We start from the raw sequence: 23922 nt of genomic DNA, 5'->3' as shown, positions 1-23922 counted from the left end.
AGCGTTCCTGCAACACGACCCGGGCGCGAGTACATGACGCCCTCTATGCTGCCGCCGTGCTCTTGCCCATAATGGACGCTCGATCGAACAACAGCCCTCGCCTGGCTCTCGGGGAGATATGAAGGGGCGCGTGCACCATCCACCAAAAGGAATTTGCGTAGCCACGCGTTGTTGACTTTAGAAGTCTCTCAGCGGCTGGCCGGCGCTGCGCCTCGGTCGGCTCGTTTCGCGCCGACGGTGCGACGGCCCTGAGCGGCTAGCCTGTCGATTGGGGCCCTTCACGGATCAACGTCCCTGCAAAGCCAGCGGTTTTAGCACCCTCAGTAACCATATGTGGAAACCTCCAACCGTTCCAGAGACAGGCCGATTGAAAGCTGCAGACTCGGTGCGATGGCTGCGCCTGCTGGCCCTTCTCAGCATCGTCGTACCGCTTTTCATCTACCTGGTCGTGGGAGCGGCTCAGTACAGTTCTGCGCGAGAGGACGCAAATGTACGCGTCGGCCGTTCGCTCCGAGTCTCCCATGAACACGCTTCAAAGGTAATTGCGGCCTCGGAAGCCCTGCAGGAGAAGGTTCAGGCCTTGGTCAACGGACGCGATGCGGCCGAGCTGCGGGCTATCGAACTTGCGCTCCACGAAGCCCTGCGCGCCAGGACCGTGGATCAGCCACAGGTCCAGTCCGTCCTGATCCTCGACGCAACGGGCCAGACGGTCGCAAGCAGCCGTTTGGCGCCATTTCCAATCCGGGACTTTTCGGATGGCGAGTATTTCCGCGTGCACCAGCAAGGATTTACCGGGCCGTATCTGTCGAGGCCACTTGTGACCAGAACCTCGAACGAGCGCGTTCTCAATCTGAGCCTGCCCTTTCGCGACCGCAAGGGCAACTTTGGAGGGGTCATTAACGTCACGCTTCTCGCTTCGTACTTCGGTGAATACTATGGCGATCTTGTCGCCGACGAACCAGGCCTCACAGTGAGTTTGTTCCACGACGAAGGCCAGATCTACTCGCGCTGGCCGTCTCTCAACAAGGTGGACCGACTGGCGGGCGACGGGCCCGTCCTCGCCCGTATCCATGCAGGAGAGACGGCGGCACATGTCCGCGGCATCTCGTCGATCACCGGGGAGGACAGCTTCATCGCATACCGCAGGGTCGGCAATTACCCTTTGTATGTTGGTGCAGCGATTAGCCTTGCGGCCCTGCGCGATGACGTGCTGCATGACTTGGGTGTTCTCGCCGCCATGGGCGCGCTGCCGGTAGCGGCATTGTTTGCCTCAGCGGCCATCGCCTTGCGCAATGCACGCACCGCGCTGCTGACGATGCAGCACCTGGAAAAGGAGATCGAAACCCGGCAAAGAGCGGAGGAGGCACTGCTGCAGGCACAGAAACTGGAGGCCATGGGCCGACTTACCGGTGGTGTGGCGCATGACTTCAATAACGCGTTGATGGTGATCAGCAACAATCTTCACCTGCTCAAGCGCACCGCGCCAGGCGTAGGCACCAAGCAGATCGAGTCGATAGGCCGGGCTGTCAAATCCGCCACCAACCTGACCCGACAGTTGCTGGCGTTCTCGCGACGCCAGCCATTGGTCCCGGAGCATGTCGTGCTGCAGGAGAAGTTGCCGTCCATTCAGGATCTTCTCGCTCCGGCCCTGGGCAGCCAGATCATGCTGAAGGTGAAGGTGGACCAGGCCACGGCCCCGGTCAAACTGGATCTTGCTGAGCTTGAGCTATCGCTCCTGAACCTGGCCATCAACGCTCGGGATGCCATGCCCAGAGGTGGATTTCTCACTGTGCACGCCCGTCCCGCCAACGAGACCGAAGCAGGCCCTGGCGGACCTGAAATGGTGGCGATTGAGGTCATGGATACGGGCTCCGGCATTCCCCCCGACCTGCTGAGCAAAGTGTTCGATCCGTTTTTCACCACCAAAGCCGTTGGCGAGGGGACGGGCCTTGGACTGAGCCAGGTCTACGGCATGTGCCAACGGGCCCAGGGACGCGCAGAAATTCTCAGCGAGGTCGGCGTCGGCACGTGTGTGAAGCTGCTTCTGCCCGGTGCTTCTCCTCAACAGGCTCCAGATCCCGTGGATGAAGCTACCCTGCCGACAATCAACAAGCAACTGCTCCTCGTAGAAGACAACGAAGAGGTCGCGGCCTCCCTGGTCCCCATCCTTGAGTCGCTGGGTTGTCAAGTCCGGCACGTGGACCGGGCAGACAAGGCTCGCGTGCTGCTCGAACAGGGCGAGCGGCCGGACGTGGTCTTGTCGGACGTCGTGATGCCCGGACAGCTCGATGGCGTGGGTCTGGCCCAATACATCCGCCGCAGCTGGCCACAGCAAAGACTGCTGCTGATGACGGGGTATGCGGAACAGCTGGACCACATCCGCAGCTTGGGTTTTGATGTCCTGCCCAAACCATCCAGTCCTCAGATGCTGCATGCGGCCTTGCTCACGGCCACGAGCGCACCGTAGCGAGCGCCCATGGGCCGCAGTCGCCTTTGATGGAGGCGATCGAGCTGAGCGCATGGCCATAACCACCAAGGCGACGACATGGAGGCAGGCCGGAGCTCGCTCCACGCACAGGGTATGAAGTCCTACGCCACGCAGTGCTTGCAGAGCGCAGAGTGGTCCGTGGAGCCCATGTGCCGGGCGTCCATCGCTACTTCCAGGAAGCCCATGCGAGCCCTCATTTATCTAGGCGCCAGGGTGTGCGCGTCGAAACCGCTCCCGACCCCGTGCCGACTGCGAGGCAACCCTGCGGGATACCACTGCGGCGGCAGGAGAGTTCCATGTTCGCGTTGAACGGACCGTGGTGGGAGCTGCCCTTGCGGGCGGTCCTTGTGTACGGAGTGCTTCTGGCGCTCGTACGCGTATCCGGGCATCGCACGGTTGGCCAGTTCACGCCCTTCGATCTTCTCGTGGTGATGCTGCTCAGCGAAGCCGTTTCGAACGGGCTGAGCGGGGAGGAAAAATCGCTCACCGGGGGCCTGCTGTCGGCAGCCACCCTGATCGGCCTGAACCTGCTGGTGGCGTTTGTATCGGCGCGCAGCCACAGGGTGCAGGCTTTGGTCGAAGGCCGGGCTGTGCTGATCGGCCGCAATGGCGAGGTGTTTGACGACGTGCTGCGAAGCCACCACGTTCCCATGTGCGATATGGAGCGGGCGCTGCGCGAAGCGGATTGCGATCAGAAGGACATGCGTTACGCCTTCCTGGAGGCTGACGGGCAGATCAGCATCCTGAAGGAGTCGGGGGATGCCAAATGCGCTACCCGTGATGCGTCCATCATGTGAGGTCCCTCTCTCGTCATCCTTCGTGAACAGGCCGAAGCCTTCGCCGGCAGGACCATACAGCGAGTGGAAGGCAACACATCCATCGAAAAGCAGCGGCTTGTGGGGCAACGCATCGTAGCCCTGCGCTCCTGGGGAAAGCACTTTCTCATTGAGATGCCAAAGTTCTCGTTGCGCATCCACTTTCTGCTCTTTGGAAGCTATCGCATCAACGAACGCAAGGATGCAATGCCCCGCCTGAGCCTGCAGTTCGATGATGGCGAGCTGAACTTCTATACCTGCTCGGTGAAGTTTGTTGAAGACCCGCTGGACAGCGTGTACGACTGGCGGGCCGATGTGATGGCCGACTCCTGGGATGCAGCACTTGCGCGCAAACGCTTGAGGGCGGCCCCTGACCCCTGCCCGGGCCCGCGGCCGCCATTCCGCCCAGACCCCGGCTGTGGCAACGGCGCCTGCTGCGCTGGATCGGTGATATCGATGTCCTTGTTGCTTGCCATGAAGTGCTCCATTAACAGGCCTTACGTTGTCAACGGCTGGTATTGCCAGAGCCGCTACCAGGGGCGATGTTGGAAGATCCAGGGGCACCAGCACTCGGCGCCGAAGACCCGCTGACAGCCTGGGAAGCTGCAGTGCCACCGGGCGCCGTCCCGCCTCCTGGGGCGGTGTCATCGCTGGAGCCGCCAGGAGGGGTAGATGCTGCGCCGCTGGGAATGGTGGTTCCACTCCCGGAAGATGGCGAGGCCGAAGAACCGGCTTGATCTGACTGGGAACCATCCACCGAGCTTGAGGTGCCGTTGGCATCCGCGCCTGCGGTTCCGCTCTGCGGCCCCGTGGTTGACGAACCGGGTGCGCCAGTTCCTGCTCCAGGTGACGGCTCCTGCGATGGCGCGCCGGGCGACGAGCCTGCGGTCGAAGCCCGGTCGCGTCCCTTGCGGTCGCAAGCGGCAAGGACGATCAAAGCGGCCGATACAGCGATCAGGAGGAATGCGGTGCGATGGAAGCTGTCGTGCGGTGTGGTCATTTGTGCTCCAGAGGATGCCGGACAAGAAAATTGCCGGTGGATGGCCAGAGGCTGCAACCGCGGCTTCCAGGCAAGCGTAGGACTTCACCCCGAGCACGCTGAACCGGGGAGTTTTCAGCTTGGTGCCTGCGGTTCCCTTGGGTGCAAAAAATGCCTCTTGAAACCGGATTGGGCGACTCTATTTTTCCTTCCGAGCCGGCGGGGACGGTGTCCAGCCGGTGCTTTCAACCCAACTGGAGGACCCATCATGTATGCATCGCTGTTGACTCATCCGAGCAGCCTGTTCGGTCACTTTGAGCGTCTTCGCCGCGAGCTGGACGACGTCTTTGGAGCAGCCAACAACCTGCCGAACGCCATCCGCTCCGTGGCCGCTGGCACCCTACCTGCACTGAATGTGGGGCGCACGGCATCGAGCGTTGAGGTATACGCCTTCGTACCAGGTCTCGACCCTTCCAAGATCGATGTGGATCTCGACCGTGGGGTCCTGCGAATTTCAGGTGAGCGCGCGGCCAGCATCCCTGCCAGCGATCCTGCCGTGCAGGTCTATGCCCGCGAGCGTGGCCATGGGGCGTTCTCGCGCACAGTATCTCTGCCTGACGACATCGATCCGGAAAAGGTGAGTGCTTCGTACCGCGACGGAGTGCTTCAAGTGAGCATTGCGCGCCGCGAAGCGCCGCAGCCCACCCGCATCGCCATCCAGTGAACCCACCTGCCGAGGAAGCCATCATGACGCAACAACCAACCGCCACGACTGCTGCCAACACCGATCAGAGCAACGCCGGGAATCCCCATCTGCAGCGATCCGTTCTTCCCGCTGTGGATGTGTTCGAGAATCCGCACGGCATCACCTTGCTGGCAGACATGCCAGGCGTGCCGCGCGAGCAGCTTGAAATCAAGGTGGAGGGCGAATCCCTCCTGATCGAAGGAACTGTGCAGACGCAAATGCCCCAGGGACTCGAACCGGTCCACGCGGAGGTGCGCGTACCGCGCTACCGCCGAAGCTTCGTGCTCAGCCGTGAACTCGATACGTCCGGGATCCAGGCCAACCTCAAGGAAGGCGTGCTGTCGCTGCACATACCCAAGAAGGCGCACGCCCAGGCGAGAAAGATCCCTGTGTCGGCGGGGTGAACCAACTTCCTTCAGATCTTGGAGATGAAACATGGCAAACATTGCAGCTGAACTCAAGGACGGTGCAGCCTCAGTGTGGAACGATGTTTCCAAAGCCTGGGCCGGGCTGCTTGGAAGCGTCAGGAACGCGCTTGGCAAGAAGACCGCAGCGCCATCACCAGCACGAACCGATTCGGCGGTCCCGGAGAGCGGTCCGCTGACCAGGCTCAAAGGGTGGGCGTTCATGCCTGCGCACGTGCTCGAAGACACGAGGTCGGTCATCGTGCGCATCGACGCGCCAGGCATGCGGCGCGAGGACTTCACAATCGAGATCTCTGAGCGCTCACTGAAGGTGCGTGGAGTGCGCCGCGCGGAACAGCACGTCCGCGCTGGACGCTGGCAGGTTTCGCGAATGGTCCATGGTTCCTTCTGCCGCTACTTCGTGCTCCCCAGCCATGTGCATCCGGCACAAGGTGCGGCGGTGTACCGCGACGGCGTCCTGCGGATCGAGATCCCGAAGGCCCAACGCCAGGCAGCAACGATCCCTGTGCAATCGCTTTGAGTGGTCTTGTGCCAGGGTCTTGCGGGCCGTGCCCGCGTTCAAGACCCTGGCGCGAAAGCCCGCTTCTTGCCCTGGTTGAACTTGTGAGGCTGTGCTGGGGTTGGGCCGGAAGCGGGAAAGTCCTACAGAAATTTCGTGGGTGGGGGTACAGATTGAGGCTGTCCCGTCAACCCTGCTCAACCGCATCTCTGGAGTTTTTGATGGACCCATCCCCGCGTCCATCCCGTCCCGGCTGCGCGCTTGACCAGGAGTGGTCACCGAGCCCGTGCCAACTGAGGATGTGTGCTGGCGCGTCGGTGAACAGCAGCTCTTGAAACACTATAGGTCGCCCCTATCTCCACCAACATCAAAATTTTCGGAGGAAAAAATGCCACTCGAATTCCTTCGCACGGTCGCCGAACTTGAGCTGCCTCTGGCGGTCACTGACGAGGGCAACATCGACAAGACCAGGGTGCTTGTCGCTGCCGGAATGATCACTGCTTCGCTACCAGAGCCAGGGACAGGAGCGCCTGCCCAAATTCATTCAGTGACAGGTTTGGGACGAGCGACGCTCAAGGTGTACCGTGCAGATCGGCTGCGGCCGGCAGCCGGGCAGCTCCCTGGACTGATGCACGCACGCGTTAAGCATCGCCTTCCCGCTTGATCTTTCGATTTCTACCACGTCAAGGAGTGTGCAATGTCGGACGATCCCACAAAGACCGGCGCTGACCGAAAACTCATCAGCCTGGAACAGTCCCATGAGGTGTGGAACTGGACAAAGTCTCTTCGCTGCACAGAACAGGAGCTGCGAGCGGCCGTGACGGCTGTTGGCAACTCAGCAGACAGGGTGCGAGAGCATCTCGCAAAGCGCAAGTCCTGATCGAGGAAGAAAGGAGCGTGCCGAATGTTCCTCAAATTTCACGTGCACCCACTACCTGACTTCGAGAGCGCCTTGAGCGCTCTTGAGGCAGCGAAGGCGGTTTGTGACAGCGCAGGCGTCCCACCCCTCATCGCCTGGCGTGATCACGTCGCGCTTCAATCCTGGTTTGAAGGGGCGCACTCAGACGACATGGTAAGCGACGATGAAATCGCTGCCGCAGATGTATGGGAGAGTGCTTTGGCTGCGGCCCGGTACGCACTGCGCCTGCCGGCCCATGTTCCCATGGATATCGAAGTTGTCGCGCCCCCGAGTCTGCAACCGCTCATTCACCAGCATGGGCCGACCCGACATACGTGGCGCCGCCATTCAAACTGGGAACTCGAAGAGTGGGCCCGCACCACGTTGACGAAGGTGCACGTCGTGCCTCCCGCGCGTCAGTGACTTTGTCTCGCCAGGGCCGACCCCTGCACAGGAAGGTGACGGAGCTACCCCTGCTCTCCCGAGTTGCCGAAATCGAAAGAGTGCTGGATCTTCTGCCAAAGCGTGCGCGGCTTCTTGCTGTCGGGCGCTTCCTGCAACCCCTTTTCGGGCGTGCCAACCTGCGAACTGCTCTGATCCTCGGACGAGGTAGACCTGGCATCGGTTGCCGCGGAAGATAGTGGAGTGGTGAATGGCATGGCCATGGTGAATCCCATTTTTTAACAAGGCGTGATGAGCGGATGTGCCTTCGAGCAGCGCACGATGTCCTTGGTGGCGTCTGAACGGCACAAGGGCGCATCCTCTGCGTACGGCACAGCACCAGCTCGTCGACTGCGTGGCAGGCGTGGGCTGTGCTCGCGTGCTTTGCCACTAATTGGTAGCTGTGGCGAAGTATCGGAGTCGACCTGGGCGCAAACAGCGCCGCCCTCCTGTAGTAACAGAACTCACCCGCGACGGCTTGCGGGAGTGAGACCTGCACGAAAGCCTGCTCGCCAACGGCAGGCGCAAATGTAGGACGTTGACTGGAGTTGCTGACACAACGAAACCGACCGCGTGCTTGCATCAGCCGGATTTCCTACACGGCCCCGCCGGGCCGGGCCGCAGGATGGCGCTCCCTCAGGAGATGCCATGAACCGAACCTCCCCCCGCTTGGCGGCCCGCAGTGCCCTCGCCTTGACCCTGGCCGCCATCGCGCCGCTGGCAGCGGCGCAGCTCCCGCCAGGCGATGGCCCGGTGTCCGTCACGGTCAACGTGACCGAGCCTTCGCCGACGCGCCTCGATGAAGCGATGGTCCAGCAGCTCAAGGTGCCCTCGGGCTTTCGCATTTCCGTCTTCGCCAAGGACATGGCCAACGTGCGCTGGCTGCAGCCCATGCCCAATGGCGACGTCTACGCCAGCCGGCGCGACCAGGGCGACGTGCTGTTGCTGCGCGATGCCAACCGCGACGGCATCGTGGACGCCAGCGAGCGCAAGATCGTCGCGCAGAACCTGAAGTTCGCGCACGGCCTGGCACACCGCAACGGCCAGCTGTACATCACCTCCGACAAGAAGGTGCTGGTGGCGGACATCCAGTCCGATGGGACGTTGTCCACGCCCCGCGTGATCATCGACGACCTGCCCGATGCGGGCCAGCACCCCAACCGCACCATCGGCTTCGGGCCCGATGGCATGCTCTACATCACCGCCGGGTCCACCTGCAACGACTGCCGCGACGCCAACCCGGAGAGCGCCACCATGCTGCGTGCCCAGCCCGACGGCAGCGCTCGCAGCGTGTTCGCGCGCGGCCTGCGCAACACCATCGGCTTTGGCTGGCACCCGGTGAGCGGCGTGCTCTACGGCTTCGACAACGGCTCGGACTACCACGGCGACGATCTGCCGCCCGAGGAGCTCAATGCCATACAGGCCAACAAGCACTACGGCTGGCCCTACTGCTACGGCAACCGCCAGGTGGATGCGCAGGTTTTCAACGACCCACCCAACGCCACCAAGGCCGACTTTTGCCCCACCACCGAGGGCGCGCTGCTCACCTACACTGCGCACGCCGCGCCCATCGGCTTCACCTTCTATACCGGCAGCCAGTTTCCGTCGGCCTACCGCAACGATGCCTTCGTGGCGTTCCGCGGATCGTGGAACCGTGCACAGCCCAGCGGCTTTCGCGTGGTGCGCGTGCGCTTCGACGCCCAGGGCAAGCCCCTGGCCACCGAGGACTTCGCCACCGGCTGGCTGCTGGCCACGCCCCCATCCGCCCTCACCCAGCCCGGGCCGGCCGCCCCGGCGGCCGAGCAGGCCAAGGCGCGCCGGCCTGCGCAGTTCGGCCGCCTGGCCGGCCTGGCGGTGGCGGCCGACGGGGCGCTGCTGGTGGCCGAGGACCAGAACGGCGTGATCTACCGCATCAGCCACAGCGGCCTGTGAACGCGAAGGAAGCACCATGCCCCATTCCTCCAAGACCCTGATCGCAGCGCTCTCCCCCGCCCTGCTCGGCGCCCTGCTGGCCGGCTGCTCGGCCCCAGCCGGCCTGCCGCCCGCATCCCACGCCCATCCCCGCTCGGCCATGGCCAGCCCGGCCAGTGCCGGCAGTGCCGCGGTGGCCCAGTTGTTCACGCCTGAGGGCCAGGCCGCCGGCCGGGCCGACCTGGCCCAGACCGCTGGCGGCACGGAGATCACCGTGCACGTGCGCGGCCTGGTGCCGGGGGCGCATGGCTTTCATGTGCATGCCAATGGTGCCTGCGACCCCGGGCCCGACGCGTCCACCGGGCAGATCGTGCCCTTCGGCGCAGCGGGCGGGCATTTCGATCCCGGCCATTCGCGCAACCACGGCAGCCCCGGCCAGGCCCCGCACGAGGTGCACGCGGGCGAGCTGCCCAACATCCCCGTGCAGGCCGATGGCACCGGCGCGCTGCGCTACGTCAACCCGCATGTCACGCTGGCACCGGGCAAGACCTCGGTGCTCGGCCGCACCATCGTCGTGCACGAGAGGGCCGACGACTACGAGAGCGACCCCGCCGGCAATTCGGGCGGGCGCCTGCTGTGCGGGCTGATCGAACCCACGGCGCGCGGCGCGGTAGTGGGCCGCACCACCATCGAAGGGGCAAACGCATTCCCCGAAGGCATCGCCATCGACCCGCGCGATGGCAGCACCTATGTAGGATCGAGCAGCGAAGGTCACCTTTGGCGCATCACCCCGGGTGCGAAGCAGGCACAGATGCTGCAGGCCGGAGGCGCCGCCGGGCGCCAGGCTGCCTACGGCATGAAGGTGGACGCCGCAGGCCGGCTGTGGGTGGCCGGCGGCGCCCAGGGCAGCGTGGCCGTGGTGGACCTGGCCAGCGCCAGCACGCTGGCCGTGCTCAAGGGACCGCAGGGCTCGCACACCTTCCTCAACGACCTGGTGCTGTCTGCGGACGGCTATGCCTATGTCACCGACTCGCTGCGGCCCGTGCTGCTGCGCGCACGCCACACGGGCGGCACACCGGGCCCGCTGGAGCCCTGGCTGGACCTGACCGGGACGCCGCTGCGCTACCACCCCAACGAGCTCACCCTCAATGGCATCGTCGCCTCTCCCGACGGACGCTGGCTGCTGGCCATCCAGCTCGTCACCGGCCAGCTGTGGCGCATCGACACCGCCACCCGGGCCGTGGCCGAGGTGCGCCTGGAAGGCGTGCCGCCCGGCGGCCTGCGCAACGGCGACGGCCTGGTGCTGCAGGGCCAGGACCTGTACGTGCTGCGCAACGAGGACAACGAGATCGTGCGCTTGGCACTGGCCGAAGGCTGGGGCAGCGGCCGTGCCGTGCAGCGCATCACCGACCCGCGCCTGCGCTTCCCCACCACCGCGGCTGCCACGGGCGAAGGCCTGCTGGTGGTGAACGGCCAGCTCAAGGAGCCACCGCCGCTGTTACCCTTCGATGTGGTGACGGTGCGGCTCACGCCCTGATCGCCCTGCGCAACCTCCTTTTCCGATCATCCTTGTTTCCATGTCCGCTACTGACCACCGGCAGCTTCTTGACCAGTACGAATCCATTCTGCGCTGCGAGGGGCCTGCCGGTTTGGCCTTCCTGAACGCCAGGGTGCCTCACCGCTATACGGCTGTCTACCGCCTCTCTGGCGGCGTCTTGCACAACCTGCATGTGTTCGACAAGCAGGGAGAGGTGGTCCCCGAGTTCCTGGCAGCGGTGCCATTGGGAGACAGCTTTTGTCAGCTCGTTCTGCGCGACGGCGTTTTCCGCACAGTGGATACGGCGCATGACCAACGCCTCGATGGCCATCGATACCAGGGAGCGATCGGCTCCTATCATGGCCTGCCGCTATTGGACAACTCGGGAGACTTATCGGGCACGATTTGCCATTTCGACGTAGAGGCGCATTCAATGGAAGACCAGGAATTCGCGTTCTTCCGCGAGGCTGCGAAGCTGCTCCCGCGCTACCTCTACAAGTCCCCCCTGCGGCTGCCTTGAGCGCAGTCAGGCGCACATGCGCACACAGTGACGTTCACAGCTTGCGTGACAAGGCGCCGGTGACACGCGCGCTTGCCGCGATCCGGCACTTGAGAACCTGGGACAACTGACGCAAGGCCACCTCCTTGTGCTCCTCGCTTTCGGCAGCCGTGCAATCGCTGGGCACCCAAACCTTGAAGCCGCGCATATAGGCATCCATGGCCGTGAGGTGCACGCACATGTCGGCGGCGAGCCCGACGATGATCAACTCGCGCGCTTTGAGTTGGTGAAGCAGATGCGCTAGTACGGTAGAGTGGAAGGCGGAATGCAGAGGCTTTAACAGGGTCAGGTCACCGTCGGCGGGCGCGAGCATGGTCGCTATCTCGCCCCTGGCCCCAGGCAGCGCTTGGCACGCCGCGATCAGATCTTTAAAGTCCGATCTCCAGATGCCGTAATTGTCATTGGCATAGATGGCTGTGACGCCCTTCATTGCCAGCCGAGCCTTCAGTCGCACGGTGGCCCGGGCCGCTTCAAGCGCGCGGGGAACCAGGTTCTCCGCGCCGGGAAAGCGCATAGGGTTGATGAAGTCCACCAGGAGCAAGACGGTGCAACTGGGAGCAAGGCCAGTGCCCTTGGCGCGTTGGAAGACGGACGCTTGCCTGCTCATGGAGATTCCCTCTCAGCCTTGCCCCTGCGGCTCACACCACTCCGGCCACCAGCCCGAGTTCCATCGCCTGCCGCGCAGTAAGGTACCAGTCCTTGTCGAGGACATGCTTTTCCACCTCCTCTGCGGTCAGCTTTGCCCCTTCCACCAGTTTGGCAAAGCTCTCGCTCTGCAAGCGTTGGCCGGACTCGATCTCGGCCAGCACATCGTTGACCTTGGCACGGCAGGACCGCAGCGCCCCGTCCAGAGTGATGGTCTTCGTCATCTTGCGCTCGTGGATCAGCACCTCGGTGTCCTGGGTGAGAAAGCGTCGATGCCAGGGGATGCTGCCCATGATGGTGACACCAGCGGAGAACACGTAGGTCTTGCCCAGGAAGTAGATCTCACGGTCGGACTCCTGCCACAGGCGCAGCTCTTCTGCGATGCGTCGACCGGCTTCCGCGTCGCCCCCGGATGTGCTCAGTTCAAATACGACTGGTCCTTGCGCCTTGGTTTCGGCTTGCTGCCGGAAGAACTCGGACAGCATGGCTTCGTTGATGTTGCCGAACAGCCGGATGTCGGGCGAAAGGGTCGGAAGTTGAGGCGACGTAGAGGCGTTGGCGATGCCGTTGGAGGCTTGGTTCATAAGGGTGCTTGGTGAAAATGATCTACTGAGCGTACGACCGCTCCACGCCTTCGCTGTAGGACGTGCACCTCAATCCGCATACGCGATGGGCAATTGCACGCAGGCCCGTTGCGGGCAGAATGGAGGTGGTAGGCAGCTTCCGCATGACAGCGCCGACACCCCGTTGCGGTTCAAGGCAGCGGTCACAGCTGTCGTGGTCAACTCCAGCAAGGTGCAATGGCACGCCGACCGGTCCAGTTGCAACCTGTCAGCAGCGACCATGGGCGATGTAGAACGAACAGTGAGCTAGCACCGGCCCAGGAACAGCCGAGTGGCGTGCAGCCCGACAGGCGTCCAATGCAGCGCAGGGGCCATCCCCTGTACCAGCAACTCGCGTTTGCCGGCCGCATCCAGCGTCGGATAGCGCTTCTCAAACAATGCCAAGTCGGTATCGAGCACACTCTCCGGGGGACGGGAAACAGCCGGTGTCGGTACGCCACGCGCTGCCTTGAGACGCTCTGCTACGCGGAAACTCATCTGACGAGGCGTTACACCTTCTGGGGCTGGGACCTCGTAGTGCGCACCGTCCGCGCTGTCCGGCCCGCGGATCCAATCGTGGATCACCTGCAGCTCATAGGGAGAGAACACTCCGAACATCTCGGCCCGCTCGCCCTGCAGCAGCTGCCAAAAGCGACTCTCCCCGGCAGGTCGGTTGCGCTTGATCCAGTTGGCCTGCTCCAGCGCCGTCAGAAAGCCGGACATGTCGCCGGGGTTGGACAGCCAATCGTTCACGCTGCGGCCTGCCACCTTGCAGAAGTCCGAATGGGCACCATGGCCCGAGGGAGACTTGCGCGCCATGATGCGCACCACCTCGCGTTCGATGGTGAAGCCCTGGATCACATCCAGCGTGCTGACGCCTGTGTCGGCCAACTTGGCGCCCGCGCGAACCCTGCGCCAGTAGTCGCCGCCATCGTCGATGCGGGGCGCATTTTCCAGCGCAGCCACGCAGGCACGCAAGGCATGCCCGGTGTCAGCATTGTCCACCGTCACGTGCAAAGTGAAGTAGTAGGGATCGATCCCCAACTCATTGAGCTCGTAGGCCGTGATCAGCAGATGCAGGGGCAGTTGCTCGTAGCCGAGATTGAAACCCACGATTTCGGGCAGAAAGTCCTGCGCGTTCCAGCCCAGGGCCAGTTGCACCAGGCCCTGACGGTACAGCGAATCCGGGAGATCTTCCACAGGGTCCAGTCCGTTGGTGGCCAGCAGCGCGCGGTAGAGCTTCACGTGGTTCTTGTCGGCCAGGCCATCGCCCAGTTCTTCCACATACGTGGTGACCAAATCACTCAGGCGCGGATTGTCGGCATGTGCACACAGCCCGTACAGCCACGCTCCATCGACCAGCTTGGTAGGCGCCACGTTGCGCAAGAAATAGAGTGCGTGCGCCCGGTTCGCGAAATAGCGACGCGGCGCACCCTCCTTGCGCGACTGGAGATAGGTCTGGTACTGGGCATGCACTTTCTCCACGTTGGCCTGCATCCAACTGAGTAGATCCGCCGGGTCGCGCGGCAAGCCGTCCGCAGCGCCGGCCACCTCATCGAGCACGCCGCGCAGAAAGTCGGCAGCGCACAAGCGCTCTTGAGGTGTGGGGATGTGATGGGCCAGTCTGTCGTACAGGGGCTTATGAGCGAACGGAGCGAAGGCGGACTGTACAGCAGAGGCCGCTGGCATTTCGGAACTGGGGCGTTCCATCGGGTGGATGTACATGGGGGGTCAGCAATGATCAACGATGCGCCAAGCGTGCGCCGTGCACCTGATCGCAGCCATCGGGGCATTGCCTCCCCGGGCGTGGTCATCCTCCTACGGCGTTTCCATGCGGCGAAATGCGGCCCAGATACCCCCATCGAATCAAGCGGTCGAGCTGAGGAACAGACACGTTCACACCGATGTCATTGCGGTAGCGAAGGTTGGGGACATAGACCTTTCTGGCAGTTTCCATCGCGTGCTGCCTGGCATCCGCCACGGTGGCAGCACTTGCGGTGACCACGCCCACATAGCCGCAGGTGCCGCTGGTGACGAGCGTGCCGTGGTGCAGCTCCACTTCAGCAAATGCAATGGCCTCACGGTCCACAGGCGAAAGATCGTTGTCCAGCACCACGGGCAAGCCCTTTGAGAGTTCCGCATAGCCATGCTTGTAGGGAAAAGGGGGCACGGTAAGGACCACGCCCACGGCAAAACCAGGCGCCGTCTCGAAGTGCGTGGCCGAACGGCGCAGCATGGTGGTGAAGATCTGCTCCCATGGCGTTCGATGCAGTCGCTCGCAGATGGCGTAGCCGGGGTAGCCGAAACGGCTGGTGAATTCGAGCGGCCACAGGCCTTCTTCATTGGCCATGAGATTGACGTTGACGTAGCCGCAGTAGCCACCGTCGCGCAATACATTTTCCAACGGGCGCAGTACCAGGTCACGCAGCCGCTCGCTTCTGTCGTAGCTGACCACGGTGCCCATCTCGCCCGTAAGTTCGCCCAGGTCGCCAGGGAAGAAGCGCTTGTGCTCGAAGTCGATGCAGGCCGTGTCCAGGAACTGGACGCCGTTGAAGTACCCGCCCACACCGATCTCGATGCCCTCGATGTATTCCATGAGCACGAAGTCCACCGGCTCCTTCTGCACTTCGTGGTTAGAGTGAAACTGCAGCAGCGCGGCCAGGTCGCGGCTGTCGCTGGTTTGCGCGATGTAGTTCTTGGTGCGCGGGCTGTGGGTGCCATTGAACTTGAGCACGTAGCGCCCACGCCTGGCCGCCAGGAAGGCCAGGGCCTCCGGGTAGGAGTTGAACGCATGGCTGCGGGCGGTGCATAGGCCCGCCTGCCGCAGCACGGACTGGCCGTATTCCCGGTCCCCTTCCAGCCGGTCGCCCAGCGCACTGCCACCGATGACCTGAAAACCATCTGCACGCAACTGGTCCTGCACAGCGCCCTGGTCCGCGGTCTCGAAGAGGATGAGGCCTTCGTCCCCCGCCTCTCTAACCCAGTTAAGTTCCCTGCTCCAGTTGCTTGTGCGCGTCAGCATGCCGGCATACACCCCATGGCTGGCCTCGTCGCGCACGAATACCTTGACGTCGTGGCCGCGTGCCTGCATGCCTGCGTACATGACGGCCAGATCGTTGCATTCGCCGATGCCCAGAATCCTCACGCGGCCTGCCTTTCCACCACCAGCCCAATGGCGGCGATGCGGTCCACACCGCGGTAGGCCTCGCGCTCCAGCTCCTCGCCAAAGACATCGGGATCTATCTCGCGCTGAGTGAAGCTACAACCGGCTGCCGCCGCTGCACGGGCAGCCCATGCGGAGAATGGGTCTACCCCGTCCACGATGGCACTGCCGGTGTAGAGGATCAGGCGCCCGCCCGGCGCCAGATGCCCAATGGACTGCTCCAGAATGCGCTGCGAGAGACCTTCGCCATAGTCACCCCCACCGTGGCGATAGGCGCGTTGCCCGGCATCCACCAGGTAGGGCGGGTTGGAAACGATGAGGTCGAACATCCCCGCGACCTGGCCGAACAGGTCCGACTGCACGAAGCTGCAGCGCGGATGCAATAGCGCAATGCGGGCATTGGCCTGGCTCAATGCCAGGGCCTTGGGATTGATGTCCGCCAGCACCAATTCCCGAACAGGCTCCGCGCTGGCGCGCACCGCAGCCATCCCGCCCGGGCCGCCGCCGCAGCCCATATCCAGAATCCGGCCGTTCGCCACCAATGGGCGTGCCGCCAGTTCGCTGTCCACCAGCGCTGCAAATCGGTAGGTGTCGGGACCGAAGAAGACGGATTCCGCCTGTGTCGTGGGGTAGGCCGAGTGGGCATACAGATCGCGGCCCAGCGTGCTGAAACGTACCCGGCTTTGGTAACGGCCGTTCTCCAACCGATCGATCAATCCTGCCAACCGCAATGGCTCGCGCAGGGGCAAAGGGAGAAGCGCGGCATCGAAAGGCAGGTTCCAGCCGAAGGCGTCTCGCAGATCGCGTGCGGGGACTGCACCGCGGTTGCCCAGCACTCTGCTGTGGGTGAGCGGGGTCACGGTGGTGAACTGGTACCTTGTAGACGCCAAATAGCTGCCGAGTTCGACAACGAGGTCAACGTGTTCTGGGGCCATGACGAGATCAGCAGCCCTTGAAGCTATAGGCTTCGAGCCGGCAGCCTACGCTGTCGGCAAATCCTTTGTCGGCCATCTCAGCATCGGCGCCGTCTCCTCACCGCCATCGGTCAACCCGACGGAAGCCGAAGCGCCGTACGCGACCATGGCCAAGCCAGCTCCGATGAAAGACACGGCTCGAGTAGCACCGGAAAGCGGTTGCAGCATGTCGTCTCCTCAAAAGTGACGGCGATATCTTGTGCCCGCGGTCCGAAGATCGCTGTAGGAAAAACGGCAAAAGCAGGCCCTCCAATGTAGGACGTTGACCACCATCGATTGCCGCGCGGGATGACACCTTGCGGCCGAAGCCGAGCCGACGATGCCAATCAACATTCGAATGGAGAACACCGTGGCGCTACAACAAAAGATCAGGAGGCTGAAGCAGTGGGATGACCGGCGTCCGGGCTTTGCTGGTGAACATTGGTTGGTCCTGGGAGCTGGCTTGCTGGCCATGCGGCAGGCGAGACGAAGCAGCAGCTCGCTGGGCCGACTGGTTGGCAGCGCGGTAGGTTCGGCGCTGGTAGCGCGCGCAGCTTCCGGGCGCGATGGCGTTGTGGGAGTGATCGGCAAACTTGCAAGCCGGCCCTCTCTGCTGTCGCGGCTGCTGCCTTTCAGCAGTCGCAGGTAGGAAGCTGGCCATGCAGGCAAAGTGGTCCAATACGCTGTGGATCGTTCGGCATGGGCAGAGCGCAGGCAACGTGGCCCGCGATGCCGCCGAGTCCGCAGGCTTGCCCTTGATCGAACTGTCCTGGCGAGACATCGACGTACCCTTGTCCGAACTGGGTGAGCAGCAATCTGTGGCCTTGGGCGAGTGGTTTGCCCGGCAACCAGCTGACGAGCAACCCGAGGTGGTGCTGTGCTCGCCCTATGTCCGGGCCATGCAGACTGCACGGCTCGTTGTCGAGCATGGCGGCCTGCAGGCCTGCGCCATTCGCCTGGATGAACGGCTGCGCGAGAAGGAATTTGGCATCCTGGACCGGCTGACCAAGTTTGGCATCCAGCAAAAGCACCCAGAGCTCAATGAGCAACGCCTGCACGTGGGCAAGTTCTACTTTCGCCCGCCGGGCGGTGAGAGCTGGTGCGACGTGATCCTGCGCTTGCGCAGTCTGCAGGAGATGGTCACGCGCGAATACGCGGGCCGGCGTGTGCTGGTGGTCGCGCACCAGGTCATCGTCAACTGCATGCGCTACCTCATCGAGCAGATGGACGAGAAGACGATCCTGGACATCGATCGACAGGGTGATGTTCCCAACTGTGCCGCGACCATATACCGCTCACACGCGCCCGACGATCTCGCCCAGAGCACTCCCATGCGTCTGGCGCAGGCGAACTTTCTCGCACCGTTGCGCGAGGCCGCGACGCCGGTAACTGTGGCCGCCGACGTTCCTGCGGCGCCCAAGCCATGAAAGGTAGCCGTTCCACCACGCCCAAGCTACGTCCTCGCGCGCTCACTCCGGCCCTGCTGGCGCGTTGGCCACTGCCCACAACAGCGGTTCATGCCGACAAGGAGGAGCGGGGACACGTACTGGTGGTGGGTGGCTGCAGCGAAATGCCCGGGGCGGTGCTGCTGGCAGCCACGGCCGCCCTGCGGGCCGGCGCAGGCAAGCTGACCATAGCCGCGCCACGCTGCATCGCGCAAGGCCTGGCTCTCGCAATACCGGAAGCCCGCGTTATCGGTCTGGCCGAGACACGCAGCGGTGCGGTTGCTGCCGCAGAAGCACGCAGCCTGGCGCGTCTCGGAGACAAGGTGAGCGCTGTTGTGGCGGGCCCGGGCATGGTGGACGAGCCGCGGACCGTGGCGTTCGTTCAAGCGCTCTTGCCCTATTTCAAGGACAGCGTGGTGGTGCTGGATGCCTATGCCATGTCGGCGGCAAAAGGTGGCCGCTTCGATCAGCCCACCGTGCTCACTCCGCACTGCGGCGAAATGGCGCACCTCACCGGGGACACCAAGGAGCAAGTAGCGGCCGCCCCTCTTCACTACGCGGTATCCATGGCGGCGCGTTGGAACAGTTGCGTGGCGCTCAAAGGCGCCAACACCTTCATCGCGCTGCCTGACGGCAGCGCCCTGCGCTTCCAAGGAGGAACCCCGGGCCTGGCAGTCTCGGGGTCAGGGGACACCTTGGCGGGAATCATCGGCGGGATCGCAGCACGGGGGGCCCCCGTGATGCAAGCTTGTGCGTGGGCTGTGCTCCTGCACGCCATGGCAGGACAGGCGCTGGCGCGCAGCCACGGCCCCTTGGGATTTCTCGCGAGCGAGTTACCGCTCCAGATTCCCCGACTGCTGCATTCACTTGGCACGCGCCGCAACGCTAGTTCGAGTGGCTAACAAGAGGGGCGTGAAGTGTGCACTGCCAGCAACCGCAGGCCGTTGCGAAGTCCGTGGGTCCTGGAGCGGACGACCTCGCGCATGGGCAGCAGAAACGAGGGGTCTATCTCGCGGCTGTTCCACGCCGCTGCGGATCCTTGAACGGCCCTTCTTGGGCTGCGGGGGTCAAGGACGACCATGCGCTTGTAGAAATCGACGCTCACCGGAAAACTGAGCATTAGCCTTGCTCTGCTGCGTCCGGCTCATCTCCTGCAAGAATGGCGTGCCGGAAATACGGCCGCGCTGATGGGTCCAGAATTGCATCGAGCTGCTCGTACGTGGATTGCTCAGGCTGCAACCACGTGTCGATGTCTTTGGGGCGGATCGGCACCACGCACCGGTCATGGCCCACCGCTCGAACCTCGGGCGGCGGATCATCGGTGATGATGGCAAACGAGAGAAGGTCAGGCACCCCTGGTGCTGACCATCGGGCCCAGACGCAAGCGAGCACCAGGTCCTGCTCAGGCTCGGGCCAAAACTCCACGACCACGGTTCCGGGCTTTTCTCCAGGGTGCAGCGACTGCCGGCCTTCGGCAAGGTGCCTGGGCACGTGCTCATAGAAACGGCTGATGACGATGACGCCGTGGGTCTTGCCGTACTGCTGCCTCCAGAAGCCTTTGAGCGAATCCTTGCGGGCGTTGTAGCAACCTGGGAACTCCTTGTCGAAGGACTCGGGCACGTGCGACGGGCGGCAGTGGTAGCGCATCAGCTTGAGCACCCGCTCGCCGTCTTCCATCACCATCACGGGTATATAGGAGCCGGGGAAGATCCGCGAGTCGATGGCACTCAAGCGGGTCTGGTGCAGCCTGGCGATCTTCTCTTCATACCAGGGGATCTTCTTGGTGGCGATGCGCTGGTCGGCGGCCGCCGTCTTCGTGAACTTGACCTGCAGCTTCGCGGTGGCCTTGGCCAGCCTGGCGCGCTGCGTCTCCAGGTCCGCCAACAGTTCCTTTTCTCGGTCGGCAGCGTACTGCGCGATTGCCATCTTGATGTCGCGCTCAGCTTCGGACTGCGGCATTTCGAAGGCAGCTTCGACGCTCTTGGGGATCAGGATGCTGCTGTCGCCCAAGCGCCGGTAGAAGAGCTCGTAGAAGTTCTTGAGGCTCAGCTTGGCCCCGTATTCGCGGACGAACTTCGCGTAGTCAGACCGGACCATTGCGCTGTAGCACATCGGCAACTCCTGAATGACAGATCAGTATGCAGCATGGGCGGAGGCCAGCAACCCACTTGTTTCATGAATGTCTCCGGCGGGCTGGGCTGGCTTCGTCAAGCCAGCAATTTGATTGCGCGTGTGATGGCCTGCCTCTTCTTCCAGTAACCGCTCCAAGGATCTCCCTTCTGGAAGCTCAGGTACTCCCGCGCCGTCGCAATGGTCCACTGTGCCCCACCCTTGAGTTCGCGAAGCTGGTCCCAGGCCACAGGCATCGACACCCCCATCCCAGGTCGCGACCGCGCTGAGAAGGCGCATGCCGTCGTTTGACCATGCCCATTGCGCAGGTAGTCGATGAAGATCTTGCCCACCCGGTTCTTGCTGCCCATGACGGCGACAAACTTGGACGGGATGACCCGGGCCATGTGCTTGACCACGGCCTGCGAGAACGCCTTGACCTCGTCGAACCCCAGCTTCGGGGTGATGGGAACTACCACGTGCAGGCCCTTGCCGCCGCTGGTCTTGAGCCAGCTTTCCAGGCCCAGCTCGGAGAGCATCACGCGCGTGAGCTCCGCAGCCTCCTGCAGCATGGGCCAGGTCACGCCCTCACCAGGGTCCAGGTCGAGCACGAAACGGTCGGGCTGGTTGATGCGCGCAATCTTCGAGTTCCAGGTGTGGAACTCGACCACGTTCATCTGGGCCGCTGACACCAGGGCCTCCACCGAATCGACCGCCAGCAGCGCCGCATGGTCTGGCCACAGGGCCGGGTCCAGCTCTTTCATGCCCGGCATCTTGCTCTCGGGGTGCTTCTGGAAGAACAGCTGCCCTGTGATACCGGTGGGTGCGCGCACCAGGGACACGGGCCGGTTCTTGAGGTGCGGCAGCATCCACTGGGCAATGCTCTCGTAGTAGTGCACCAGGTCGATCTTGCGCATCCCAGTGGAGGGGTCTATGACGCGCTCGGGATTGGATATCTTGACCTGGTGGGTCTCTGCGGGAACCTTGCGCTTCATTGCCGGCGCGGCCACGTGTGCCTTGGGCCGCTCGCGCACGATGGCACTGGCGGGCTTGTCCGTGCGGATGCCACGGAAGACAGCGTGCCTGATGCGTCTGTCGGGTGTCCATTCTCCAAACGCCACCTCGACCACCATGGTCGGCTTGACCCAGCGCTCGCTGCCCGCTCGCCGCTTGGACCAGCGCCCCGGCTTGACCTCTGCCTCGCTGACTGGCGCGTTGTCCACCTCCAGCTTGGCCAGCCTGGTGTGCAGTTCTCGCCCGCCGGCCGAGCCCCAGCCGGTGCCCACAGACCCCGCATGGTGCAGTTCCCCATCCTCGTAGTAGCCCAGCAGCAGACTCCCCACTTCCTTGGCAGCGTTGCTGCGGTCCGTGAAGCCCAGCACCACGAACTCCTGGCGGTGCTGGCATTTGAGCTTGACCCAGGTTTCGGTGCGGCCTGACACATAGGGTGCGTCGGCCCGCTTGGCTATCACACCCTCCAACCCCATCTGGCAGGCTGCCCCCAGCAGTTGGGCAGGCGCCACATCGAAGGCGGGACTGAAGCGGATGATGTCGCTCTGGCGCTTCTCGAACAGTTCCTTGAGAAGCGCCCTCCGTGATGCCAGTGACACGGCGCGCAAGTCCCTGTCACCCAGGAACGGGACGTCGAAGACGAACATCACGATGCCGCCGCTGCGCGCGTTGTCGATGGCGTTCTGCAGCGCGTTGAAATCAGGGATGCCCGCATCGTTGAGCACGACGATCTCGCCGTCGAGCCAGGCGCGGGTCAGGCCCAACTGGGCCAGACCTTCGGCGATGGGTTGGAGCTTGTCAGTCCAGTCGTGGCCGTTGCGCGTGAAGAGGCGCACCCTGTCCTCATCGATGCGCCCCAACACCCGGTAGCCGTCGAACTTTGTCTCGATGACCCAGTCCCCCTCGGGCACGGCAGAAACCAGCGTGGCCAGTTGCGGCTCCAGCTTTGCCGGGAGTTTGGCCTTCCTGGCAGCCTGCAGTCCATTCGATGCGTCAGACGTTCCGCGCCTTGGAGCGGGTGCTGCGCGCGGCTCCCGTGCCTCGATCAGCCCCAGGGGCTTCTCGACCACGCTGTCGGGCAGCGCGGTGATCACGTTGTACTCCGCAAGGGACCTGGCCCAGGCGTCGCCACGCTTCTTGAACAGCATCCACTGGTCCTGTTTCTTCTCCCCCGGCTTGGAGATGCGCACCAGCTCCCACAGCCCCGCCAGCTTCTGGCCGTGCAGTTGAAACATCACCTTGCCTTTGGCCAGCCCTTCGCGCGGGTCGCCCACAGGCTCCCAGGTGCCGCGGTCCCAAATGATGACCGTGCCGCCGCCGTACTCGCCCTTGGGGATCGCGCCTTCAAAGGTGTTGTAGTCGATGGGATGGTCTTCGACGTGGATCGCCATGGATTTCATCTTGGGATCGTAGGACGGGCCTTTGGGGACCGCCCAGCTGACCATCACGCCATCGAGCTCCAGCCGGAAGTCGTAGTGCAGCCTCGACGCCCAGTGCTTCTGCACCACGAACTGCAGTGCACCGGCTGCCGAGTTCTTCGCGGCGCGCTTCGATGGCGTCCCCGCGGGCTCGGCCGTCTTGCTGAAGTCGCGCTTGGCGTTGTACTTTGCCAAAGGCTCGGGAGCCGCAGGCGTCGGTGCGGCACCCCTCCCCTGCTTTTTCTTGGCTGCTGGCTCGGGAGTGAGCGGTGGGGGCTTGCGTTTGGCCGGCACTCGTTTCTTCAGCGCAATCTTGGCCCATACTGGCGCGTGGTCGCTCGCACCTTCGCGGCCCCGCTCATCACGGTCCACGCCCGCATCCTCCACCTTGAAGGCCTGGCCTACCAGGATGTGGTCGATGCGCAGGCCGGCATTGCGCTCCCAGCGTTTGCGCCGGTAGTCCCAGAAGGTGAAGGGCACTGCCTTGCGGTGCACTTTGGCGATGGCATCGGTCCAGCCTTGCTCCAGGATGGAGGCGAAGGCCGCCCGCGCCTCAGGCTGCAGAAGCGCATCGTCGCGCCAGGTATCGGGCTTGTAGATGTCGGCGTCCGTGGGCACCACGTTCCAGTCGCCCAGCAGCACCACGGGGTAGCCAGAATCCCACAGCTCCTGCGTGCGCAGCCTCAACCGCTCGAACCAGCGCAGCTTGTAGTCGAACTTGGGCCCAGGCTGCGGGTTGCCGTTGGGGAGGTACAGGCATGCGAAGAGCACGCCGTTGATGGCGGCTTCCACATACCGCGCCTGGGTGTCGGCAACGTCTCCGGGCAGCGCAGTGACCACCGGCAGTGGGTCATGACCCCGGCACAGCAGGGCCACGCCGTTCCAGGTGCGCTGGCCCACCACAACCGCCCTGTAGCCCAGGGCCTCCAGCGCTTCGGTGGGGAAATCTGCTGTCGGGCTCTTGAGTTCCTGCAACGCCACCACATCGGGCTGGGTGCGCCGCAGCCAATCGGCAAGCAGGTCTATCCGCTTGTTGACGTTGTTGATGTTCCAGGTTGCGACGCGCACGGCGCCACCGTCTTCACATCAGCGGCCGGAGCCCTTCAGGTGCGCTTCCACGGCCTTGGCATCGTAGCCTACCGCCTGCACGGCGGCCTTGAGCTCGTCAGCGCTCACGCCGAACTTGGCGGCCCAATCGCGCACCTCGTAGTCTTCGCTCAGGCTGATGCGGGAGCGGTCCTGGCCGCCGGTCTTGGTCTTGTCGTCTGCCATGGCAGTC

The 23922-nt window shown here is 63.8% G+C and carries 22 protein-coding genes; 13 read left to right on the top strand and 9 right to left on the bottom strand.

Annotated elements, in window-relative coordinates:
- Positions 1-367 precede the first annotated feature (367 nt).
- The 8 genes from AC3WOH_RS23230 to AC3WOH_RS23195 all read left to right on the top strand — a co-directional run bounded on the left by AC3WOH_RS23230 (position 368) and on the right by AC3WOH_RS23195 (position 7272).
- Positions 368-2467, top strand: a complete 2100-nt coding sequence (locus tag AC3WOH_RS23230; RefSeq protein WP_492231685.1) for a hybrid sensor histidine kinase/response regulator — start codon at positions 368-370, stop codon at positions 2465-2467.
- Positions 2468-2784: 317 nt separating this feature from the next.
- Positions 2785-3285, top strand: coding sequence for a DUF421 domain-containing protein (locus AC3WOH_RS23225; protein WP_492231684.1), 501 nt, complete (start codon positions 2785-2787; stop codon positions 3283-3285).
- Between the two features lie 15 nt (positions 3286-3300).
- Positions 3301-3894, top strand: a complete 594-nt coding sequence (locus AC3WOH_RS23220) for a DNA-formamidopyrimidine glycosylase family protein (RefSeq protein ID WP_492231733.1) — start codon at positions 3301-3303, stop codon at positions 3892-3894.
- Between the two features lie 656 nt (positions 3895-4550).
- A complete protein-coding gene (locus AC3WOH_RS23215) occupies positions 4551-5006 on the top strand; it encodes an Hsp20/alpha crystallin family protein (RefSeq protein WP_492231683.1) in 456 nt (151 codons plus the stop codon).
- A gap of 23 nt (positions 5007-5029) precedes the next feature.
- Complete coding sequence (locus AC3WOH_RS23210) at positions 5030-5431, top strand: Hsp20/alpha crystallin family protein (RefSeq protein ID WP_492231682.1); 402 nt, start codon at positions 5030-5032, stop codon at positions 5429-5431.
- Positions 5432-5462: 31 nt separating this feature from the next.
- A complete protein-coding gene (locus AC3WOH_RS23205; protein WP_492231681.1) occupies positions 5463-5972 on the top strand; it encodes an Hsp20/alpha crystallin family protein in 510 nt (169 codons plus the stop codon).
- A 676-nt stretch (positions 5973-6648) separates the two neighbouring features.
- Complete coding sequence (locus AC3WOH_RS23200) at positions 6649-6831, top strand: DUF3606 domain-containing protein (protein WP_492231680.1); 183 nt, start codon at positions 6649-6651, stop codon at positions 6829-6831.
- A 24-nt stretch (positions 6832-6855) separates the two neighbouring features.
- Complete coding sequence (locus AC3WOH_RS23195) at positions 6856-7272, top strand: hypothetical protein (protein ID WP_492231679.1); 417 nt, start codon at positions 6856-6858, stop codon at positions 7270-7272.
- Positions 7273-7316: 44 nt separating this feature from the next.
- Here AC3WOH_RS23195 and AC3WOH_RS23190 read toward each other — a convergent pair whose 3' ends face one another.
- The gene (locus tag AC3WOH_RS23190; protein WP_492231678.1) at positions 7317-7514 is read right to left on the bottom strand and encodes a hypothetical protein; all 198 of its coding nucleotides are present in this window, start codon (positions 7512-7514) and stop codon (positions 7317-7319) included.
- A 424-nt stretch (positions 7515-7938) separates the two neighbouring features.
- On the opposite strand from AC3WOH_RS23190, the gene AC3WOH_RS23185 reads away from it, so the two are divergent.
- From AC3WOH_RS23185 to AC3WOH_RS23175, 3 genes are read left to right on the top strand one after another with little or no spacing between them, the layout of a single operon-like run.
- Complete coding sequence (locus AC3WOH_RS23185) at positions 7939-9222, top strand: PQQ-dependent sugar dehydrogenase (protein WP_492231677.1); 1284 nt, start codon at positions 7939-7941, stop codon at positions 9220-9222.
- A 16-nt stretch (positions 9223-9238) separates the two neighbouring features.
- Positions 9239-10738 carry a superoxide dismutase family protein gene (locus tag AC3WOH_RS23180; RefSeq protein ID WP_492231676.1) on the top strand — a complete coding sequence of 500 codons (1500 nt, stop codon included), beginning with the start codon at positions 9239-9241 and terminating at the stop codon, positions 10736-10738.
- A gap of 40 nt (positions 10739-10778) precedes the next feature.
- Entirely contained in the window at positions 10779-11258 is a 480-nt protein-coding gene (locus AC3WOH_RS23175) for a guanylate cyclase (RefSeq protein WP_492231675.1), read from the top strand.
- A 34-nt stretch (positions 11259-11292) separates the two neighbouring features.
- On the opposite strand, the gene AC3WOH_RS23170 is transcribed toward AC3WOH_RS23175, so the two are convergent.
- The 5 genes from AC3WOH_RS23170 to AC3WOH_RS23150 all read right to left on the bottom strand — a co-directional run bounded on the left by AC3WOH_RS23170 (position 11293) and on the right by AC3WOH_RS23150 (position 16567).
- Positions 11293-11904, bottom strand: coding sequence for a cysteine hydrolase family protein (locus tag AC3WOH_RS23170; protein WP_492231674.1), 612 nt, complete (start codon positions 11902-11904; stop codon positions 11293-11295).
- Positions 11905-11935: 31 nt separating this feature from the next.
- Positions 11936-12526 (bottom strand): ATP-dependent Clp protease proteolytic subunit, encoded by a 591-nt coding sequence (locus AC3WOH_RS23165; RefSeq protein ID WP_492231673.1) that lies wholly within the window; start codon positions 12524-12526, stop codon positions 11936-11938.
- A gap of 285 nt (positions 12527-12811) precedes the next feature.
- Complete coding sequence (locus AC3WOH_RS23160) at positions 12812-14233, bottom strand: iron-containing redox enzyme family protein (RefSeq protein ID WP_492231731.1); 1422 nt, start codon at positions 14231-14233, stop codon at positions 12812-12814.
- Positions 14234-14354: 121 nt separating this feature from the next.
- Positions 14355-15689, bottom strand: a complete 1335-nt coding sequence (locus tag AC3WOH_RS23155; protein ID WP_492231672.1) for a phosphoribosylamine--glycine ligase — start codon at positions 15687-15689, stop codon at positions 14355-14357.
- On the bottom strand, positions 15686-16567 hold the full coding sequence (locus AC3WOH_RS23150) for a methyltransferase (protein ID WP_492231671.1): 882 nt from the start codon (positions 16565-16567) through the stop codon (positions 15686-15688). The genes AC3WOH_RS23155 and AC3WOH_RS23150 overlap by 4 nt, the downstream gene beginning before the upstream one ends.
- Before the next feature lie 752 nt (positions 16568-17319).
- Here AC3WOH_RS23150 and AC3WOH_RS23145 point away from each other — a divergent pair.
- Complete coding sequence (locus tag AC3WOH_RS23145) at positions 17320-18087, top strand: histidine phosphatase family protein (protein WP_492231670.1); 768 nt, start codon at positions 17320-17322, stop codon at positions 18085-18087.
- Positions 18084-19007, top strand: a complete 924-nt coding sequence (locus tag AC3WOH_RS23140; protein WP_492231669.1) for an NAD(P)H-hydrate dehydratase — start codon at positions 18084-18086, stop codon at positions 19005-19007. Before AC3WOH_RS23145 ends, AC3WOH_RS23140 begins: the two co-directional genes overlap by 4 nt.
- Before the next feature lie 217 nt (positions 19008-19224).
- Here the strand turns inward: AC3WOH_RS23140 and AC3WOH_RS23135 are convergent, their stop codons facing one another.
- The 3 genes from AC3WOH_RS23135 to AC3WOH_RS23125 all read right to left on the bottom strand — a co-directional run bounded on the left by AC3WOH_RS23135 (position 19225) and on the right by AC3WOH_RS23125 (position 23915).
- Positions 19225-20217, bottom strand: a complete 993-nt coding sequence (locus tag AC3WOH_RS23135; RefSeq protein WP_492231668.1) for an SOS response-associated peptidase family protein — start codon at positions 20215-20217, stop codon at positions 19225-19227.
- A gap of 95 nt (positions 20218-20312) precedes the next feature.
- The gene (ligD, locus tag AC3WOH_RS23130) at positions 20313-23711 is read right to left on the bottom strand and encodes a DNA ligase D (protein ID WP_492231667.1); all 3399 of its coding nucleotides are present in this window, start codon (positions 23709-23711) and stop codon (positions 20313-20315) included.
- An 18-nt stretch (positions 23712-23729) separates the two neighbouring features.
- Entirely contained in the window at positions 23730-23915 is a 186-nt protein-coding gene (locus AC3WOH_RS23125) for a DUF3606 domain-containing protein (protein ID WP_492231666.1), read from the bottom strand.
- Positions 23916-23922 lie beyond the last annotated feature (7 nt).

The organism is Acidovorax sp. FW305-C-20-28, assembly GCF_058783375.1.
Note: the sequence above shows the minus strand (reverse complement) of the source record. Positions and strands in the feature narration are given on the sequence as shown.

Coding starts and splice junctions, on each gene's coding strand:
- AC3WOH_RS23160 (WP_492231731.1), bottom strand. CDS start 14,233: ATGCCAGCGGCCTCTGCTGTACAGTCCGCCTTCGCTCCGTTCGCTCAT.
- AC3WOH_RS23175 (WP_492231675.1), top strand. CDS start 10,779: ATGTCCGCTACTGACCACCGGCAGCTTCTTGACCAGTACGAATCCATT.
- AC3WOH_RS23200 (WP_492231680.1), top strand. CDS start 6,649: ATGTCGGACGATCCCACAAAGACCGGCGCTGACCGAAAACTCATCAGC.
- AC3WOH_RS23170 (WP_492231674.1), bottom strand. CDS start 11,904: ATGAGCAGGCAAGCGTCCGTCTTCCAACGCGCCAAGGGCACTGGCCTT.
- AC3WOH_RS23165 (WP_492231673.1), bottom strand. CDS start 12,526: ATGAACCAAGCCTCCAACGGCATCGCCAACGCCTCTACGTCGCCTCAA.
- AC3WOH_RS23135 (WP_492231668.1), bottom strand. CDS start 20,217: ATGTGCTACAGCGCAATGGTCCGGTCTGACTACGCGAAGTTCGTCCGC.
- AC3WOH_RS23210 (WP_492231682.1), top strand. CDS start 5,030: ATGACGCAACAACCAACCGCCACGACTGCTGCCAACACCGATCAGAGC.
- AC3WOH_RS23125 (WP_492231666.1), bottom strand. CDS start 23,915: ATGGCAGACGACAAGACCAAGACCGGCGGCCAGGACCGCTCCCGCATC.
- AC3WOH_RS23215 (WP_492231683.1), top strand. CDS start 4,551: ATGTATGCATCGCTGTTGACTCATCCGAGCAGCCTGTTCGGTCACTTT.
- AC3WOH_RS23225 (WP_492231684.1), top strand. CDS start 2,785: ATGTTCGCGTTGAACGGACCGTGGTGGGAGCTGCCCTTGCGGGCGGTC.
- AC3WOH_RS23205 (WP_492231681.1), top strand. CDS start 5,463: ATGGCAAACATTGCAGCTGAACTCAAGGACGGTGCAGCCTCAGTGTGG.
- AC3WOH_RS23145 (WP_492231670.1), top strand. CDS start 17,320: ATGCAGGCAAAGTGGTCCAATACGCTGTGGATCGTTCGGCATGGGCAG.
- AC3WOH_RS23185 (WP_492231677.1), top strand. CDS start 7,939: ATGAACCGAACCTCCCCCCGCTTGGCGGCCCGCAGTGCCCTCGCCTTG.
- AC3WOH_RS23140 (WP_492231669.1), top strand. CDS start 18,084: ATGAAAGGTAGCCGTTCCACCACGCCCAAGCTACGTCCTCGCGCGCTC.
- AC3WOH_RS23195 (WP_492231679.1), top strand. CDS start 6,856: ATGTTCCTCAAATTTCACGTGCACCCACTACCTGACTTCGAGAGCGCC.
- AC3WOH_RS23190 (WP_492231678.1), bottom strand. CDS start 7,514: ATGGCCATGCCATTCACCACTCCACTATCTTCCGCGGCAACCGATGCC.
- AC3WOH_RS23180 (WP_492231676.1), top strand. CDS start 9,239: ATGCCCCATTCCTCCAAGACCCTGATCGCAGCGCTCTCCCCCGCCCTG.